Genomic DNA, 17,108 nt, shown 5'->3' on the forward strand with positions numbered 1-17,108 from the left:
AAACAAACCACTCACCTAATCAACTCAATCAACCACTCACCAACTAACAAACCACTCACTTAATCAACCCAATCAACCACTCACTAAAGAATGCAATGATTAAAGACCTCCCCGAAAATAACGTTAAAGATATTGCCATAGCGGTAGCGTTGGAGCGCGAAAGTGTGGAGAGCAAAATTTGGTACGTGTACCTCATCAACCTTAAAAATGAGCCTATCGAGAATGTGCTGATCACCTCTAAGGGGTACGGCGAAAAAAATGGCGAGCAAGTAAAAACCTCTGTTTTACGCCACATGATCCCGGTGGTTGACAGCAAAGGCTACAAGCTTATCGAACCCATTGACGAGCAAACTTTCGGCCTGAATAATGAGTATTGGCTAAGCTATTACATCGGCGGTAACATTTACGATAAAAAGTTCATTTTCCTGCCTGAGAGCATCGTAGAGATGAATTTTATCAAACTTCCGGTACTGAATAAGCCTGGTGTTATGATATTGTAGTTATCAAAGTGAGTGGTTGATTAGGTTGGATTAAGTTGATTAGGTTGGATTAAGTTGATTGAGTTAGTCATAAATTAAGTTGAATTAAATGCTTTTTTTCTCTCCTTTAAACTACTCAATCAACCCCAATCAACCTAATTAACCACTTAACCTAATCAACCATTCACCCAATCAACCCAATCAACCACGCACCACATAAATATTTCTCAATTAATTATTTGTTGTTATAAATTTTATACATTCATGGAATAAATAAACCTATTCCATGGAGAACGGATATACCAGGTTCCGCAAACGTAAAAGCCTAATTACATTCGGTACCGCGCTCGCAGTGCTGCTTATTATTGCCTATCTTATTGTTAATGGCCAAAAGAAAAATGTGGTCGACCCTGCCTTTAGCAAGTACATCGAGTCGTACACAACCGGGGTAATTTCCAAAGCAAGCCCCATTACCATTCGCCTTGCCAGTACAGTGCAAATTACCCATCAACAAAACGAAGAGGTTGATAACAATCTGTTTGATTTTTCGCCGTCGGTAAAAGGCAAGGCTTACTGGACAGATTCGCGCACCATTGAATTCCGGCCGGATAAAAAACTCGATCCTGATAAAACCTACAATGTCGAATTTAAACTGGGCAAACTGATTGACGTGCCTTCCAGGTTTAACAGGTTTAAATTTAACTTTCAGGTGGTTAAGCCCGACTTTAACGTTGCTTTTAACGGACTGCAAACCGCTACCAGCACATCTACAGATGAGATGAAGATGGAAGGATCGGTACAAACGGCCGATACCGAGGATCCTGCCCTTATTGAAAAAGTAATTATTGTAAACTATATGCTACCGGTGAAGATCAGCTGGGAGCACAATACAGCCGCAAAAACCCACACCTTCAGAATAACTGGTTTAAAGCGGCAAAAGGGCGAAGTTGCTGCGCTAACTGTTAATTGGGACGGCAGCAGTATCAACGTTGATAAAAAAGGCGAGCAGCATTTTGATGTACCTGCTATAGGTGACTTCAAAGTGCTGAACGTTCGTGCCGTACAGGATAATGACCAATATGTGCTGGTGCAATTTTCAGATGCGATTATGGTTGGGCAGGAGTTGGCAGGCCTTATTGGCATTAACAATGTAACCGATCCGGCCTACGCCATCGAGGGCAGTACCGTAAAAATTTACGCTCCAGAAAGGCTTGAAGGCGATTACAGTGTATTTGTAAATGAAGGGGTAGAAAACATATCGCATAAAAAAATCACCAAAACCTACACGGCCAACGTGTTTTTTGAGAATAGGCTGCCCGGCGTAACTATTCCGGGCAAGGGAGTTATCCTCCCCGATTCGGGCAAGCTGATGATGCCTTTTGAGGCCGTTAACCTTAAAGCGGTTGATGTATCGGTAATTAAAATATATGAGAGTAATGTTCCTCAATATTTTCAAAACAATGATTTTAACGGCAACCAGGAATTGCGCCAGGTAGGCAAGCCTATTTTACAAAAAACCATCAGGCTTGATAACGATAAAGGACTTAACCTGAATAAGAAAAACCGTTTCATGCTCGATCTTGATCAGATGATTCGCACCGAACCGGGAGCAATTTACCGGGTTATCATCGGTTTCAGGCAGGAATATTCCTTATACAATTGCAGTATAGCAGGCGCAGCTAAAAAAAGCGGCAGCGATGATGACGAATATAGCGGTGGTGATTACAGCTATAGCGATAATGCCGGCAAGGTGAACGACGAGGATAACGATTTTTGGTCGAGATACGATAGTTATTATCCGGAAGGTTTTAACTGGCAGGAGAAGGATAATGCCTGCACCCCATCCTACTACACCAAAACCCGCTGGGCAACCCGTAACATCATTGCATCAAACATAGGGCTGATTGCAAAACGGGGCAATAACAATAATATGCTTATTGCGGTTACCGATATTATGAATGCCAGTCCGATGCAGGGTGTTGAACTGCAGTTGCTGGATTACCAAAAGCAAGTGTTGCTAAAAACCACCTCGGGCAGCGATGGCCTGGCAAGTTTCGACTTAAAGCGCAAGCCTTATTTGCTGGTGGCCAAAAAAGGAAACCAGCGTGGCTATTTAAAACTTGATGATGGCAATACGCTTCCACTTACCCGTTTTAACGTTGGCGGCGACGAAGTACAAAGCGGGCTGAAAGGCTTTATTTATGGCGAGCGTGGCGTTTGGCGGCCGGGCGACAGCATATTCATGACCTTTATACTGGAAGATAAGCTAAAAACCCTGCCAGCCGACCACCCGGTAGAGTTTGAGCTAAAGGATCCCAACGATAAATTGTATAAACGGATTACAAACACCAAATCTGTTGATGGCTTTTACAGCTTCCATACCGCTACCGAAACCTCGTCGCCTACCGGTAACTGGACGGCTACTGTAAAAGTTGGCGGGGCTACTTTTGAAAAGAAAATAAAGGTTGAAACCATTATGCCTAACCGCTTAAAGTTGGGCTTAACCTTTGGCGGCGCCGAAGAATTAACCAAGGGCAATAATGCCAACGGCAAACTAACTGCCCGCTGGCTGTTTGGCGGGGCGGCGCAAAATTTAAAGGCCAAGGTTGATGCCTTTTTATCGGCACAAACAACCACGTTTAAAAATTATAAGGATTATGTTTTTGACGATCCTACGCTGGCCTTTAACATGCAAACGCAAACTGTTTTTGATGGCAAGCTGAGCGCAGAGGGGAATGCCGATGTGGATGCCAATATCAATATTGAAAAACAAGCCCCTGGGCAGCTGAGGGCCAATTTTTTGGTAAAGGTGTTTGAACCGGGAGGCAACTTCAGCGTTCAGCAGGTTAGCTTGCCATACAACGTTTACCCCGGTTATGTAGGTATTAAAACACCCGAAGGCAGTGCTTTATCCGGAATGCTGGTTACCGATAAAGACCAACAGATTGATATTGCCGATGTAGATGTAAACGGCAACGCCCTTGCCGGTACCCGCAACGTGCAGCTGGAATTGTATAAAATACAATGGCGCTGGTGGTGGGACGAAACCGGCAATGAAATGACCAACTTTACCCAGGGTAAATACAACAAGCTGATTAAAACCCAAAGTATTCAGTTGACAAATGGCCGTGGCAAATGGACGCTACGTGTACCAAAAGCCGACTGGGGCCGGTACCTGATTAAGGTAAAAGATGAACAGACAGGCCATAGCACCGGTAAAATTATTTATGTAGACTGGCCAAACTGGTCGGAAAGGTTACAGCAAAGCAACCCTACCGAAGCAGCCATGCTTTCGTTTACATCAGATAAGCAAGCCTATAACGTTGGCGAACAGGCTACATTAACCATCCCTACCGCGGCAGATGGCCGGGCATTGATCAGCTTTGAAAATGGCAGCAAGATTTTAAAAACCACCTGGATTGATACTAAAAAGGGCCAAACCCAATACAGCTTTACAGTTGAGCCGGATATGGCGCCCAATGTTTTTGTAAATGTTACCATGCTGCAGCACCATTCGCAAACCGTAAATGATTTGCCTATCCGCATGTACGGGGTGATACCGCTTATCGTTAACAACCCGGCCACCATATTAAAACCGGTGATCGCGATGCCCGATAAGATCAGGCCCGAAACCCAATCGGCCATTACCGTATCAGAAGCTACCGGCAAGGAGATGACCTACACCATTGCTATTGTTGATGAAGGCCTGCTGGATATTACAAGTTACAAACTCCCCGATCCGCATAATACATTTTATGCCAAGGAAGCGCTGGGTGTTAAAACCTGGGACTTGTTTGATTATGTAATTGGAGCCTATGGCGGCGGCCTTAACCGGATACTAAGCATAGGTGGCGATGGTAGCCTGGGCAATAACAGGAACGTGTCTGTAAACCGGTTTAAGCCCGTTGTGAAATTCATGGGGCCGTTCCACCTCGGGGCGGGAGAAAAGCAAACTACGGGCTTTAAATTGCCGCAATACGTAGGCTCGGTTAAAGCCATGGTTGTTGCAGGGCACGATGGTGCTTATGGTATAGCCGAAAAGGCCGTTGTTGTTAAAAAGCCATTGATGATATTGGCTACGCTGCCGCGTGTATTGGGGCCATCAGAAAAGGTGCAATTGCCGGTTACTGTTTTCGCAATGGAGCCCAACATTAAAACAGTTACGGTATCGGTACAAAGCAACGCCTTCAGTAACCTGGAAGGTAATAATACCCAAACCCTCACCTTCGCCAAAACCGGCGATCAGATGGTAACCTTCGATTTAAACGTTAAGGATTTTGTGGGAATAGGCAAGGTGAAAGTAATTGCCAAAAGCGGTTCAGAAACAGCGGCCTATGACGTTGAACTAAACGTACGCAACCCTAACCCGCCGGTTACCCGCATATTGGAGAAAGAGCTTGCAGCCGGTGAAGCCTGGAACATAGCTTACCAGGCCGTAGGCATCAGCGGCACCAATAAAAATACGCTGGAGATAGCATCCATCCCACCCCTTAATTTGGGCAAACGTTTGGATTACCTGATTGATTATCCTCATGGCTGCGTAGAGCAAACCACCTCGGCTGCATTCCCGCAACTGTATTTAGGCCAGCTGCTCGACCTTTCGCCAAGGCAAAAATCCGAATCTGAACGTAATATTAAGGCTACCATAGCAAGGCTAAACGGCTTCCAGGTTCCTGGTGGCGGCTTAAGCTACTGGCCCGATGGCGGTAGCGTTGATGAATGGGGAACCAATTACGCGGGGCACTTTATGCTGGCTGCGCAGGCCAAAGGCTATAGTATGCCTCTGGGCTTTATGGAACAATGGAAAAAATTCCAGAAACAGAAGGCATTGAGCTGGTCGCCGGATAGCCGCAGTTTTTACGGCGACGACCTGAACCAGGCCTACCGCCTGTATCTGCTGGCCCTGGCCCGTTCGCCCGAGTTGGGTGCCATGAATCGCCTGCGCGAGTTTAAATACATCAGCATTGAAGCTAAATGGCGGCTTGCGGCAGCCTACAAGCTGGCGGGGCAGCCCGAGATAGGTTCACGGATGATTGCGGGCTTACCAACCGTTATTAAGCCTTATTACACCATGTTTGGCACCTATGGGTCCGACTTAAGAGATGAGGCCATGATACTGGAGACGCTGACTTTATTGGGTCAGCAGGCCCGCGCCGCGGCACAGTTAAGAACGGTAGCTGCAAAGCTATCCCAGGATGACTGGTATAGTACCCAAACAACAGCCTATTCGCTCATAGCTATCGCGCAATATTGCGGGCAAAACAAATCGTCAGGTAAAATGACATTCAGCTTCCAGGGTGGCGCGGTTAACTCGCAATCGTATATCTGGCAAAACGTTTTAGCTGCGGGTGGCGGCAAAGTAAGCCTTAAAAACAACGGCGGCAACAGGTTGTATGCAAGGTTGATACAAAAAGGACAGCCATCATCGGGCCTTGATGTAAAAACCTTTATCGACCCAAGGGTGTTGCAAATGCGCGTAGGATACTTTACTTTATCCGGTAAACAGATAGACCCATCATCATTAAGGCAGGGTACCGATTTTGTGGCCCAGGTAAACATCAAAAATCCGGGCAAACGCGGCCGGTATGATAATTTAGCGCTAACCCAGATCTTCCCTTCGGGCTGGGAAATTTTGAACAGCCGGATGATGAACAACGATGAGGCCTTTAAATCATCCCCATCCGATTACCGCGATATCCGTGATGACCGGGTGAATACTTATTTCAGCCTGCCGGAGGGCCGCGAGGTTACTTACTACGTAATGCTGAATGCCGCTTATGCTGGGCACTATTACCTGCCTGCCGTTTATTCCGAGGCGATGTATAACAGCTCGATAAACAGTTTAATCAAAGGGCAGTGGGTTGATGTAACGAAGTAGAATGGGCGGTGAAACAAAAAGCCCAGAATTGGCAGGTGCACGAAAAACTTACGAAGTTTTTAAAACTTCGTAAGTTTGATTTGTTTGATCGGGCTTTAATTTATTGTTCTCTTTTTTGTGCGCTGAATGCCAAACCAACTGCAATGCCCAATGATATACCTATGGCCACGTTGTGAAGCGCTATACCCAGCGCCAGGCCTATTGCAATACCTATCGCTAAATACGATGAGTTAATATTTTTCATTTACTTATAATAAATTTCCCCCTACTGACATGCCTTTGTCATTAAGGCCTGATAAATTTACAATATAACTCAAACACAATCAATGAAAGATAACCTTTTAGCCCGGCTGCGAATGTATAACCAGTACATTAGCAACCCTGTTTTTTGCAACCCGGAGGATGTTGTTAAGAACATGCTGGCCATACAGGCCCAGGATTACGCCGGGGCTAAATGGGCTATTGGGACACGTATGACCTCGGCAAAAGAAAGCGTTGTTGAACAAGCAATTACCGATGGCCGCATATTACGTACCCACCTATTGAGACCTACCTGGCATGTTGTTGCGCCCGGGGATATCCGTTGGATACTGGCGCTTACCGCGCCGCGTATACATGCCATTAATGCGGGCATGTATAAAAAATTTGAACTAAATGCTACTGTATTCAATAAAGCTAATGAAGTTTTTATCCAAACCATGCAGGGCCATAAACAACTCACCAGGGCAGAATTAACCGGCGCGCTAAACGGAAATCATATCCCAACCGACGACTTACGCTTTACCCTTTTATTGATGCATGCCGAACTTGACGGTGTTATTTGCAGTGGAGCCCGCGTTGGTAAACAATTTACCTACGCGCTGCTTGACGACAGGGCACCCGCCGCGCCATCGCTAACCCACGAAGAGGCATTAAATAAATTGGCAACTGGCTTTTTCAATACACGCGGCCCCGCTACTGTACATGATTTTGCCAACTGGTCGGGGCTTACTATTGCAGACGCAAGTACCGGTCTTGAACATATAAAGGGTCGCCTGATAAGCGAAGTAATTGACGGAAAGACATATTGGATGCCTCATCATTCAACAACTGTTCTAACTAAAAATAAAGCGTACTTGCTGCCTGCTTATGATGAATTTGCCATAGCCTATAAAGACAGGGACGCGCTGGTTGCACCCCAACACAAAGAGCAGGCCAGGTACGTAATTTTCGATCCGGTGATTGTGATAGATAACCAGGTTGTTGGCAACTGGAAAAGGACTATTAAAACAAATGACGTTGATATCAGCTATAACCTGTTTGGTAAGCTGAATAAAATACAGGATAAGGCTTTAGAAGCTGCTGCAAAAAGGTACAGGGACTTTTTATTATAGACGGTATTTAGAGGAAGTAATAAAAAACTTTGCGGCTTAACGTCTCTGCGTGAAAAAATGCGTTTGGGAAAATTGTCCATGTACTAACGAAATTCATCCATGTTGTAAGTTTGCCGCTGTGTGCACTTTTGTATTGTCAATAACGACAAACAAAAAACATACTACAATGGCACGTTTAAAAGCATTAAGTCCTGACGAAGCTACAGGCAAAACAAAAGAGTTATTTACTGCTATACAAAGCAAGTTAGGTGTTGTACCTAACATGATGCGCACCATGGGCAATTCGTCGGCCTTATTAGAAGGTTACCTGAACTTTAGCGGCGCATTGGCACATGGCAAGCTTGGTGCAAAAACCGGTGAGCTGTTGGCCATGGCCGTATCCGAAAAAAACAATTGTGATTACTGTTTATCCGCACATAGTTATATTGGCGAAAAGTTGGCACATATTGACGCTACAACTTTAACAGATGCCCGTAACGCCAATAGCCAGGATGCTAAAACAGCTGCAGCTTTGCAATTTGCAACCATATTAACAGCTAAACAAGGCCTGGTAAATGATGCCGACGTTGAAGCAATAAAAGCAGCCGGCTTTACTGATGGCGAGATAGGCGAAATTGTTGGCCACGTAGCATTAAATGTGCTGACCAACTATTTTAACAATACCGCCAAAACCGACATTGATTTCCCGGTGGTAAATGCTTATAAAGCTGTTGAAGCCTTGTAAAAAGAATCAAGAGGCAGGAATCAAGAATTAAGACAGCTCCAGGTATTTTTAAAAAGAATTAAGTGCCGGCGATCAATAATTAGGCCGGGTGCAGTTTTTTCATGTTGATTCTTGACTCTTGATTCTTACTTCTCGGCCCTCTTTCACTAATTTTATCGACTTTAAAACAACGTCACCATGGAAAACAAACGTTATCCCCTTCCTCCTTTTAATATGGAAACAGCACAGCTGAAAGTGCAGGCTGCAGAGGATGCTTGGAACACCCGCGACCCTGAAAAGGTGAGCCTTGCCTATACCATTAATACCGAATGGCGCAACCGCACCGATTTTATAAATGGCCGCGAAGAAGTTAAACAGTTTTTAACGGGTAAATGGGAGAAAGAACTGGATTATAAATTAAAGAAAGAACTTTGGGGATTCCGCGAAAACCGTATGGCCGTAAGGTTTGAGTACGAATGGCACGACCATACCGGGCAGTGGTATCGCAGCTATGGCAACGAGCTTTGGGAATTTGACGAGAACGGCTACATGCAAAAACGTTTTGCCAGCATTAACGATATGCCTATTGCCGAAACCGATAGAAAACTGTTTTAAAACCAGGATCATGAATTACGCGCAAATTGCTTTTACTGATGCCGTAAAAGGTTTCCAGGAACGCTACGGCAGCCGGGCTGGTTATGCACGGCAGCAAGAATTTAAATACACCGATGGTTTTACCGAAAGCGAAGAGGATTTTATAAGCCAGCAGGATAATTTTTATCTATCCACTATTAGCGAAAGCGGGTACCCCTATATACAGTTTCGCGGTGGACCTAAAGGCTTTTTAAAGGTGTTGGATCATGAAACCCTGGGGTTTATTGATTTTGGAGGCAACAAGCAGTACATATCCGCAGGTAATTTGGTTACCCATAATAAGGTAGCTTTATTCCTGTTAGACCAGGCGGCAAAAGCCCGGCTTAAGATTTTTGCAGAAGCGAGTATTTTAGAAATCGAAAATAACACCGAATTGTATGATAAGCTAAACCTGCCGGATTATAAATTTAAGCCCGAAAAGATCATTATATTAAAGGTAAAAGCTTACGATTGGAACTGCCCACAACATATCACCCCAAGGTACACACTTGAAGATATTCAACATGAGTTTGCCGCCCAACACGAATACATCAATAAATTGAGAGCCGAAAACCAGGCCCTTAAAGCACAATTAGCATCAAAATAAATGGCAGACAATCAAAATACATTTACCCTGGTTGATCCTGTGACCGGCAACCTTGCCTTCAAACTTTTTTTATTTGAGGATAACAGCTATTTTGACCATTTACAGCGTAATAATTATTTTTCGGTTATCTGGGTAAAAGAAGGATCGGGCAGGTTAAAATCTGATTTTTCGGAATACAGCTTTGAAAAGGACAACCTGCTGGCTTTTACGCCCTACCAGCCGTTTATGCTTGCTACAGAGCAAGCAATTAACGGCGCGGCTATTCAATTTCATCCCGATTTTTTTTGCATCCATAAGCACCATAAAGAGGTATCGTGCAGTGGCATTTTGTTTGATAATATTTACCATCCTCCATATATAAAAATCGATTCCACCAGCGCGGCTACTTTTGATATGGTGATAAACCAGGTAAAAGCCGAAATGCAAAACAAGGGTATGGCCCAATTTGATATCCTGGTATCATATCTGAAAATTTTTTTGATCACGGCCTCCCGCCTAAAATCCGAACAGCAGTCGTTGGACAGAGACCCCGACAAGGTAAACAAAGAGCCATTTGTTTTACAAAGCCTCCAGGATGCCATCGAAATACATTACAAAACCAAGCACAGCGCGAGTGACTATGCCGATATGCTTAACATTTCGGCTAAGGCCCTGGCACGTATCACCAAAAGCCATTTTAATAAAACCATCAGTAACCTGATTGCCGAACGCATTATCATCGAGGCTAAACGCGAATTGTATTTAACCAATAAACCTGTAAAAGAAATTGCGTGGGAGCTGGGATATGAAGACGAATACTACTTTAGCCGGTTTTTTAAAACCAATGCCGATGTATCGCCACAAATGTACCGGGATACAGTAGGATTTGGCAGGGCAAGTGACAATCAGCTGGTAAATTAAAAACTAATCCGTTTATATTTGGTTTGATTTTTAAAACATCAACCACCATGCCCGAACTACCCGACTTGCAGGCCTTCAGCCACAACCTTGATAAAAAACTTGGCGGCAAAACCGTTAAGGAAATTATTATAGTTAATGCCAAAAAGCTTAATGTAAGCCATCAGCAATTAAAGGATACCCTTGAAGGTCAAAAGCTGGATAAGGTGTACCGCGAAGGCAAGGAGCTTTATTTAAAATTCGAAAATGGTGATGTACTGGCCCTGCACCTGATGCTCCATGGCAAATTGTTTTTGTTTGATGGAAAAAACGAAAATAAATATCCCATCATCGAATTACACTTTAACGATGACACCGGCTTGGTGCTAACTGATTTCCAGGGTATTGCCAATCCCACGTTAAACCCGGAAGAGAAAGAATCGCCGGATGCCATGGCAATTAATGCTGACTTTTTAAAAACACGGTTAGTTAAAACCAAAACCAACATAAAAGCTGTTCTAATAGATCAAAAGATCATCCGGGGTATTGGCAATGCCTACGCCGATGAAATATTGTGGCATGCGGGCATCTCCCCTTTTTCGGCAAGCAACAAAATACCCGAAGCCAAGCTTAAAGATCTTACTCACGCCATTCACGATGTTTTAAAAAATGCTGAAAAGGCAATCCTTAAGTCAAATCCGGATATCATCAACGGTGAAGTTCGGGATTTTATGCTGATCCATAACTCAAAGAAAACCCACAGCCCAAAAGGTGCAGAAATCAAGGTGAAAGAAGGATCGAGAAAAACTTATTATACTGATGAGCAGGAATTGTTTGAGTAGCTAGCTGGTTATAACGCCATGGACAATTGTCGTTATCTACTTCAACTTCTTTACCAGCACGTTAAAATCTGCACCAACAACCGGTATTTTTTTCCATTTGTCGGTTCCTGGCTCTTTGTGGAAAGTGCCACCATTTAGCAACCCGCAGGCAAAACTTATTTCAGATCCATTTTTAGTGGTAAAAAACTCAATAGCAACCAGGATCTGCCCGGATACTACAACATTATACGGTGAGAGGTCGACAGTTACCAATGGGTGCTCGCCACTTTCATATTTGGGGATGATGCCCTTTATTTCTGCAACAATAAGATTGGTATCTACAGGTAGCTTGCCGTTCATTTTATACACATTCACTTTAAAAGTAACACTGTCACTTGCATGGTTGGCGGCATGAAAGTTAAGCTTTAGCAATTGAACCTGTTTGCGGCCGGCGTTCATCTGAATTCCAATCTGCCTGCCTTTTACTGCCGAAAAGGAGTTGTTTGCCGATCCTTCGCGGGGTTTGTTACCTATTGTTTTGGTTTTATTCTGTGCAAAGCTGCTTATTACAAGCAAACAGAATAAACAGCTAAAAAACGATTTTAAAATAGATGTTTTCGATGATAGGTAAACCGGTGTTTTCATGGTATTTATATAATTTAAACAGGAGACGATATCATAACCAAATTGGTTGCATGACAAAATCTTAATTCTATTTAAATTATAGTATGTTGATAGCTGCTTTATATAAATAGTATGGATAAGCAAAAGAAAACTGCCTTTTCCTACTACCAAATGGAGAGCTATAGTCAACTACAATCGCGAAACCTACCGCTTGACCATTTTATAATGCATCATCCCGGCTTCTTCAAACTCCGGCCCCGACTGCTCAAAACCAAACCTGGTATATAATGATACTGCCTGTACCTGCGAGTGTAGGTAAATGTAATCTGCTTCGGCCGGTAAAGCTTCCAGCGCTGTACTTACAAGAGCCTGGCCAATACCCTGTCCCCTGAACTTTTCGAGTACGGCAAATCGTTCTAATTTATAGCCTTTCCCGGTTTTCCTAAAGCGGCAGGCACCGGCCGGCTCGCCATTCACAGTTGCCAAAAAATGTGTCGATTCATCATCAAATTCAACCTCAAGTCCGGGTGGGCAATCCTGGCCAATAACAAATACTTCATATCTAATGGCTGATGCCTTGTCCAGGTCTGCTTGTTCAACTACTTTTCTTACTTCGGTTTTTGATGGCATTGGTGTAATGTGTACTTGTTTTAAGGTGCTCTAATTTGCTGTTATGGTTTTCGGCGGCCGCGTCGATCGAATGGGTGCAGGTGATGTCATCTTCCAACTCGGCAAGTTCAGATAATTGTACATAAAACTTATGCAGTTGGTCAAGTTCCATTTCATTAAGGTCTTCAATATCAACCATCCGGTTACTTGCTCCCTGGTGCGAGGCCAGCAATTCATTCAGCTTTAAATGTATGGCTTTTGAATCTTTATTTTGCGATTTCTGGATCAAAAAAACCATCAAAAAGGTAACTATTGTTGTACCAGTGTTAATGATGAGTTGCCAAGTATTGGAGTACTGAAAAATGGGCCCAGTTACGCCCCATACGATGATGATAGATACAGCGCCTATAAACGCAGCAGAGCTTCCTGTAGCAATAGTTGCCCAGTTGGCGAACCTTTCAAACAGATTTTTTTTCTTTTTTTTTGTCTTAGCCATTTTGTAGATGTTGCTTAATAACCATTTTGGCTAAACAACAAAGCGCCGGTACATTTGTTGTACCGACGCTTTAATAGTTTTAAAATTGGTTATTTATAGTTTGCTGGTGGCATCGATACAATTAAGATCTTCAAAAGCTGCTGCAAGCCTTTTCACAAAATTCTCTTCGCCTTTGCGTAACCATACGCGCGGATCGTAATATTTTTTGTTTGGAGAATCTTCACCATCAGGGCTGCCAATTTGCGATTGCAGGTATCCTTCTTTTGATTTGTAGTAATCTTTAATACCTTCCCAGTATGCCCATTGCATATCGGTATCAATATTCATTTTAACAGCACCGTATGAAATAGCCTCGCGGATCTCTTCCTGGCTTGAACCAGAACCACCGTGGAACACAAAGTTGATAGGCTTTTCTTCGGTTAAGTTGAATTTTTGTTTTACATACTCTTGTGAGTTATGCAAAATAACCGGCTGTAATTTAACGTTGCCTGGTTTGTAAACGCCATGTACGTTACCAAAAGCAGCTGCCACAGTAAAACGTGGGCTTACTTTTAATAAATGCTCGTACGAGTAAGAAACCTCTTCTGGTTGCGTATATAAACGTGAGCTGTCAACATCAGAATTGTCAACGCCATCTTCTTCGCCACCGGTAACACCTAATTCAATTTCAAGCGTCATACCCATTTTGGCCATACGCTCCAGGTATTTAGCAGATATTTCGATATTTTCTTCGATAGGCTCTTCAGAAAGATCAAGCATGTGCGATGAGAAAAGTGGCTTGCCTGTTTCGGCAAAAAACTTCTCGCCATGATCTAACAGGCCGTCAATCCACGGTAATAATTTTTTTGCGGCGTGGTCGGTATGCAAAATTACGGCAACACCATAATGTTCGGCCAGTAAGTGAACATGCTTTGCAGCCGATACACCACCTAAAATACAGGCTTGTAGTTTTGAATTATCTAATGATTTGCCGGCGTAAAATTGCGCGCCACCATTTGAGAGCTGAATAATAACCGGGGAATTTACCAGCTTAGCTGTTTCCATAACCGCGTTAATAGTATTAGTACCTATAACGTTTACCGCCGGCAAAGCAAACTGATGCTTTTTAGCTGCTTCAAACAGTTCCTGCACCTGATCGCCGTGCAGAACACCTTTATAATTTTTTAAATCCATGAGCTTTTATTTGGGCCTCGAAGTTATAAAATTTCTTTGTTTTTGGTAAGAAATGTTACTATTAATAGTTGAATATTAACATTTTGTTCAGCTTTATAAGCAAAGTATATTAAAACGATAGTTTTAAAGGGAAAAATGATAATAAAAGGGCAAAACCGGGTTAAAATCTGTCCTTTTATTATCATTTCGATAATTTCATGTTAACCTTAAAGTTAACTATATAATCAATTTACATAATCGGTACCCGGTTCAAGGTCGCTAAAATCATGTTTATAAGGCATTGGGCCATTATATTTGATCAGCCCAAACACCTGTTGGCTAACAACGCGCTGCAGGCAAATATCAATAAGCGTAGTTGAATTGGGTTGTATAACTTTTTTCAAAAAGTCGTCGTCGGCCCTTATTTCAAATGGCACATATTTAATAAAACCGGTATCGGGCCGTGGATTTACAATAAGACCCAGCTTTTCCGCTCCAAATAATTTCGGTCGTAATTCCTTCCCATCAAATATAATAGGGGCACTGCCGTTCATGATATCATGGTTAACAAAATAAGTTACCGTTTGCGGCGATATACTATTTTGCTGCCTGTCGGCAAAAAAGCCCTCCGGTAAATGATTAGGATCGGCATTGTCGCCGGCGGTAAAAATAAGGTCATAATCTGTTAGCGGGTAATCCTCCGAATCATGAATCCTGAAAATCACCATCGAGAATCTATCGTGAATGAAATACCTGTCGTGCAGAAAAAAGCCTTCCGATACTTTCTCCACCTGCTCTACTGCCTGAACTTCATCTGTTTGAGTTGCAAATGCATCGGCAAGGGCGTTGTAATCAGCTATATTATTTACTTTAATACAATCCAATATCGCTTCAATCAATGCAGCACTTTCTGCACTATCTTTAGAAGCATCTTCTTTAGGGCTGGCCATAATTCCCATAGTGGTACCCGAGTGTGCCTTCCATTTAACAACCCTGAAGGCTGTTTTAGGGGCAGTATCAAACTCCACCGTCATTGCCTCCGGTGTATCTTTACCACCGGTATTAACAACAGGGCCCTGCTTTACACTCACATAAGTAGCGTTTAAATTGGCTGCGGCCGATCTTACCACCCCATCAGAACCCAGTTCGCCGGTGTACGAATTAAGGTTATCATAAAACGCGCGGTCGATAGACTGTCCTATTATACTAAAAGGAAAAATGCCATTTTCACCAATCTCCCCTCCTTTTCCTTTTATCCACTTTTCATTAAGGTCCCATGATTTATCACTGCCAAGCTCAAGCCAGTTAAGTACGCCCTGCCCTGGCTCCACTTTCTCAAACCACGATTTTAACCTGCTTATTTTACTTTTCCCCAATTGTGCCAATGCCGAACCAAAATTGGCTGGCGCCAGCATAATCAAATGGCTCATAGGGCAAACGGGGGCATCAGATTTATTATAATAAAAGTCAAACCATTCCCTCACCACCGGCCCTCCTGTAGAATGGGTTATACAAACAAAGCGGCTATTGGCGGCTATCTCGGCCGATAATTGCTCCTGAACAGCATGTTCAAATGCCCGGGAGATATCATGCAGCTGTACTTCATCATGAAAGCTGACATATTGCCCAAGAAAAATATCTTTAACTGTTACTGTTGGGGCAATGTTGGCAGCTTCTTTTTTTAAACGCAGGGGTAATTCGCCGTAGGTGTTAAGGTTGGTAACACTCCAGCCATGAACAAATACAAGTACAAGGTTGTCTGATTTCATCGGATTAAAATTTAGGTAATTAAAAATATAATGTTACAAATTAAAAACCATACTATTTTAATTTAAACACCTTATTTAAAATCAAATACGATTACTACTAAAGGCGTAAAATACATTTTAGGATTGCTTAAGCCAGGCTAGCGCCCCTGCCGATTTTTCTTCACTAAACAGCACTATATGTCTGGTTACAAGCTGTAAATTACAGTGGGGTAATTTTTATGAACTTATTAGTAATCCATATTTAAGCAGTTTATTATTTTTTTCGTTTCTTTGTAGTCAATTGAAAGAGTTAGACATAGATATGGCGTGGTTTAAACGAGAGTTGAAAGGGATAATTACGACTACTGAGGAAAAGAAGGAAACCCCTGATGGTATCTGGAATAAGTGCCCCAATTGTAAGAAACCTTTACACTATTCTGAGCAGGTTGAAAATCAATATGTTTGCCATTACTGTGGCTTTCACCTGCGTATAGGTTCAAAAGAGTATTTTTCTGTTTTGTTTGATAATAACGAGTTTACAGAATTATTTGCCGATTTAACATCAGGCGATCCGCTGCATTTTGAAGACACCAAAAAATATACTGATAGACTGACAGAAACCCAGGCAAAAACCGGTTTAAAAGATGCTATTCGTGCAGGTGTGGGCAAAATTGACGGACAAGACATTGTGATTGCCTGTATGGATTTTAATTTCATAGGTGGTTCGATGGGTTCGGTTGTAGGCGAAAAAATTGCCCGCTCGATAGATCATAGCATAGCTAACAAGATCCCTTTCCTGATGATATCCAAATCTGGCGGTGCAAGGATGATGGAAGCCGCGTTTTCGTTAATGCAAATGGCCAAAACATCTGCCAAGCTGGCTTTGCTATCGCAAGCTAAAATCCCTTACATCTCTTTATTAACCGACCCTACTACAGGTGGAGTTACAGCATCATATGCTATGTTGGGCGATATAAATATTGCCGAGCCTGGTTCATTGATTGGCTTTGCCGGCCCAAGGGTTATTAAAGAAACCATTAAAAAAGATCTGCCTAAAGGATTCCAGACTGCTGAGTTTGTTCAGGAACATGGTTTCCTTGATTTTATAG

The 17,108-nt window shown here is 42.9% G+C and carries 15 protein-coding genes; 9 read left to right on the forward strand and 6 right to left on the reverse strand.

Annotated features, from left to right (window positions below; translation table 11 throughout):
* The first annotated feature begins 95 nt into the window (after positions 1-95).
* Entirely contained in the window at positions 96-500 is a 405-nt protein-coding gene (locus AC1DU2_RS23750; protein WP_274213291.1) for a hypothetical protein, read from the forward strand.
* 265 nt (positions 501-765) lie between these two features.
* Positions 766-6,357: an alpha-2-macroglobulin family protein gene (locus AC1DU2_RS23755; RefSeq protein ID WP_477387398.1), complete on the forward strand. Its 5,592-nt coding sequence runs from the start codon at positions 766-768 to the stop codon at positions 6,355-6,357.
* A gap of 100 nt (positions 6,358-6,457) precedes the next feature.
* On the opposite strand, the gene AC1DU2_RS23760 is transcribed toward AC1DU2_RS23755, so the two are convergent.
* On the reverse strand, positions 6,458-6,601 hold the full coding sequence (locus AC1DU2_RS23760) for a glycine zipper domain-containing protein (protein WP_477387400.1): 144 nt from the start codon (positions 6,599-6,601) through the stop codon (positions 6,458-6,460).
* 82 nt (positions 6,602-6,683) lie between these two features.
* Between AC1DU2_RS23760 and AC1DU2_RS23765 the strand changes: the two genes are divergently transcribed.
* From AC1DU2_RS23765 to AC1DU2_RS23790, 6 genes are all read left to right on the forward strand, one after another.
* The gene (locus AC1DU2_RS23765; protein ID WP_477387402.1) at positions 6,684-7,730 is read left to right on the forward strand and encodes a winged helix DNA-binding domain-containing protein; all 1,047 of its coding nucleotides are present in this window, start codon (positions 6,684-6,686) and stop codon (positions 7,728-7,730) included.
* A 166-nt stretch (positions 7,731-7,896) separates the two neighbouring features.
* Complete coding sequence (locus AC1DU2_RS23770; RefSeq protein WP_477387404.1) at positions 7,897-8,454, forward strand: carboxymuconolactone decarboxylase family protein; 558 nt, start codon at positions 7,897-7,899, stop codon at positions 8,452-8,454.
* 177 nt (positions 8,455-8,631) lie between these two features.
* Entirely contained in the window at positions 8,632-9,048 is a 417-nt protein-coding gene (locus AC1DU2_RS23775) for a DUF1348 family protein (protein WP_477387406.1), read from the forward strand.
* A gap of 10 nt (positions 9,049-9,058) precedes the next feature.
* Entirely contained in the window at positions 9,059-9,673 is a 615-nt protein-coding gene (locus AC1DU2_RS23780; RefSeq protein WP_477387408.1) for a pyridoxamine 5'-phosphate oxidase family protein, read from the forward strand.
* Positions 9,674-10,573, forward strand: coding sequence for a helix-turn-helix domain-containing protein (locus AC1DU2_RS23785; RefSeq protein ID WP_477368455.1), 900 nt, complete (start codon positions 9,674-9,676; stop codon positions 10,571-10,573).
* Positions 10,574-10,620: 47 nt separating this feature from the next.
* On the forward strand, positions 10,621-11,391 hold the full coding sequence (locus tag AC1DU2_RS23790; protein WP_477387410.1) for a DNA-formamidopyrimidine glycosylase family protein: 771 nt from the start codon (positions 10,621-10,623) through the stop codon (positions 11,389-11,391).
* Between the two features lie 36 nt (positions 11,392-11,427).
* Here AC1DU2_RS23790 and AC1DU2_RS23795 read toward each other — a convergent pair whose 3' ends face one another.
* The 5 genes from AC1DU2_RS23795 to AC1DU2_RS23815 all read right to left on the reverse strand — a co-directional run bounded on the left by AC1DU2_RS23795 (position 11,428) and on the right by AC1DU2_RS23815 (position 16,020).
* The gene (locus tag AC1DU2_RS23795; protein WP_477387412.1) at positions 11,428-12,015 is read right to left on the reverse strand and encodes a hypothetical protein; all 588 of its coding nucleotides are present in this window, start codon (positions 12,013-12,015) and stop codon (positions 11,428-11,430) included.
* Positions 12,016-12,198: 183 nt separating this feature from the next.
* Entirely contained in the window at positions 12,199-12,624 is a 426-nt protein-coding gene (locus tag AC1DU2_RS23800; protein WP_477387414.1) for a GNAT family N-acetyltransferase, read from the reverse strand.
* Positions 12,590-13,099 carry a low affinity iron permease family protein gene (locus tag AC1DU2_RS23805; RefSeq protein ID WP_477387416.1) on the reverse strand — a complete coding sequence of 170 codons (510 nt, stop codon included), beginning with the start codon at positions 13,097-13,099 and terminating at the stop codon, positions 12,590-12,592. Before AC1DU2_RS23805 ends, AC1DU2_RS23800 begins: the two co-directional genes overlap by 35 nt.
* A gap of 93 nt (positions 13,100-13,192) precedes the next feature.
* Entirely contained in the window at positions 13,193-14,272 is a 1,080-nt protein-coding gene (gene fbaA, locus AC1DU2_RS23810) for a class II fructose-bisphosphate aldolase (RefSeq protein WP_477387418.1), read from the reverse strand.
* Positions 14,273-14,496: 224 nt separating this feature from the next.
* Positions 14,497-16,020 carry a lipase family protein gene (locus tag AC1DU2_RS23815; protein WP_477387420.1) on the reverse strand — a complete coding sequence of 508 codons (1,524 nt, stop codon included), beginning with the start codon at positions 16,018-16,020 and terminating at the stop codon, positions 14,497-14,499.
* A gap of 301 nt (positions 16,021-16,321) precedes the next feature.
* Here AC1DU2_RS23815 and accD point away from each other — a divergent pair.
* The coding region (gene accD, locus AC1DU2_RS23820; RefSeq protein ID WP_477387422.1) for an acetyl-CoA carboxylase, carboxyltransferase subunit beta at positions 16,322-17,108 on the forward strand (787 nt) is incomplete at its 3' end.

Source organism: Mucilaginibacter sp. P4_C11 (genome assembly GCF_056402115.1).

What these genes read in the sequence shown, in the direction of transcription:
- AC1DU2_RS23765 (WP_477387402.1), top strand. Translation starts at nt 6,684, where the DNA reads ATGAAAGATAACCTTTTAGCCCGGCTGCGAATGTATAACCAGTACATT.
- fbaA (WP_477387418.1), bottom strand. Translation starts at nt 14,272, where the DNA reads ATGGATTTAAAAAATTATAAAGGTGTTCTGCACGGCGATCAGGTGCAG.
- AC1DU2_RS23780 (WP_477387408.1), top strand. Translation starts at nt 9,059, where the DNA reads ATGAATTACGCGCAAATTGCTTTTACTGATGCCGTAAAAGGTTTCCAG.
- AC1DU2_RS23775 (WP_477387406.1), top strand. Translation starts at nt 8,632, where the DNA reads ATGGAAAACAAACGTTATCCCCTTCCTCCTTTTAATATGGAAACAGCA.
- AC1DU2_RS23815 (WP_477387420.1), bottom strand. Translation starts at nt 16,020, where the DNA reads ATGAAATCAGACAACCTTGTACTTGTATTTGTTCATGGCTGGAGTGTT.
- AC1DU2_RS23750 (WP_274213291.1), top strand. Translation starts at nt 96, where the DNA reads ATGATTAAAGACCTCCCCGAAAATAACGTTAAAGATATTGCCATAGCG.
- AC1DU2_RS23760 (WP_477387400.1), bottom strand. Translation starts at nt 6,601, where the DNA reads ATGAAAAATATTAACTCATCGTATTTAGCGATAGGTATTGCAATAGGC.
- AC1DU2_RS23790 (WP_477387410.1), top strand. Translation starts at nt 10,621, where the DNA reads ATGCCCGAACTACCCGACTTGCAGGCCTTCAGCCACAACCTTGATAAA.
- AC1DU2_RS23755 (WP_477387398.1), top strand. Translation starts at nt 766, where the DNA reads ATGGAGAACGGATATACCAGGTTCCGCAAACGTAAAAGCCTAATTACA.
- AC1DU2_RS23785 (WP_477368455.1), top strand. Translation starts at nt 9,674, where the DNA reads ATGGCAGACAATCAAAATACATTTACCCTGGTTGATCCTGTGACCGGC.
- AC1DU2_RS23770 (WP_477387404.1), top strand. Translation starts at nt 7,897, where the DNA reads ATGGCACGTTTAAAAGCATTAAGTCCTGACGAAGCTACAGGCAAAACA.
- AC1DU2_RS23795 (WP_477387412.1), bottom strand. Translation starts at nt 12,015, where the DNA reads ATGAAAACACCGGTTTACCTATCATCGAAAACATCTATTTTAAAATCG.
- AC1DU2_RS23805 (WP_477387416.1), bottom strand. Translation starts at nt 13,099, where the DNA reads ATGGCTAAGACAAAAAAAAAGAAAAAAAATCTGTTTGAAAGGTTCGCC.
- AC1DU2_RS23800 (WP_477387414.1), bottom strand. Translation starts at nt 12,624, where the DNA reads ATGCCATCAAAAACCGAAGTAAGAAAAGTAGTTGAACAAGCAGACCTG.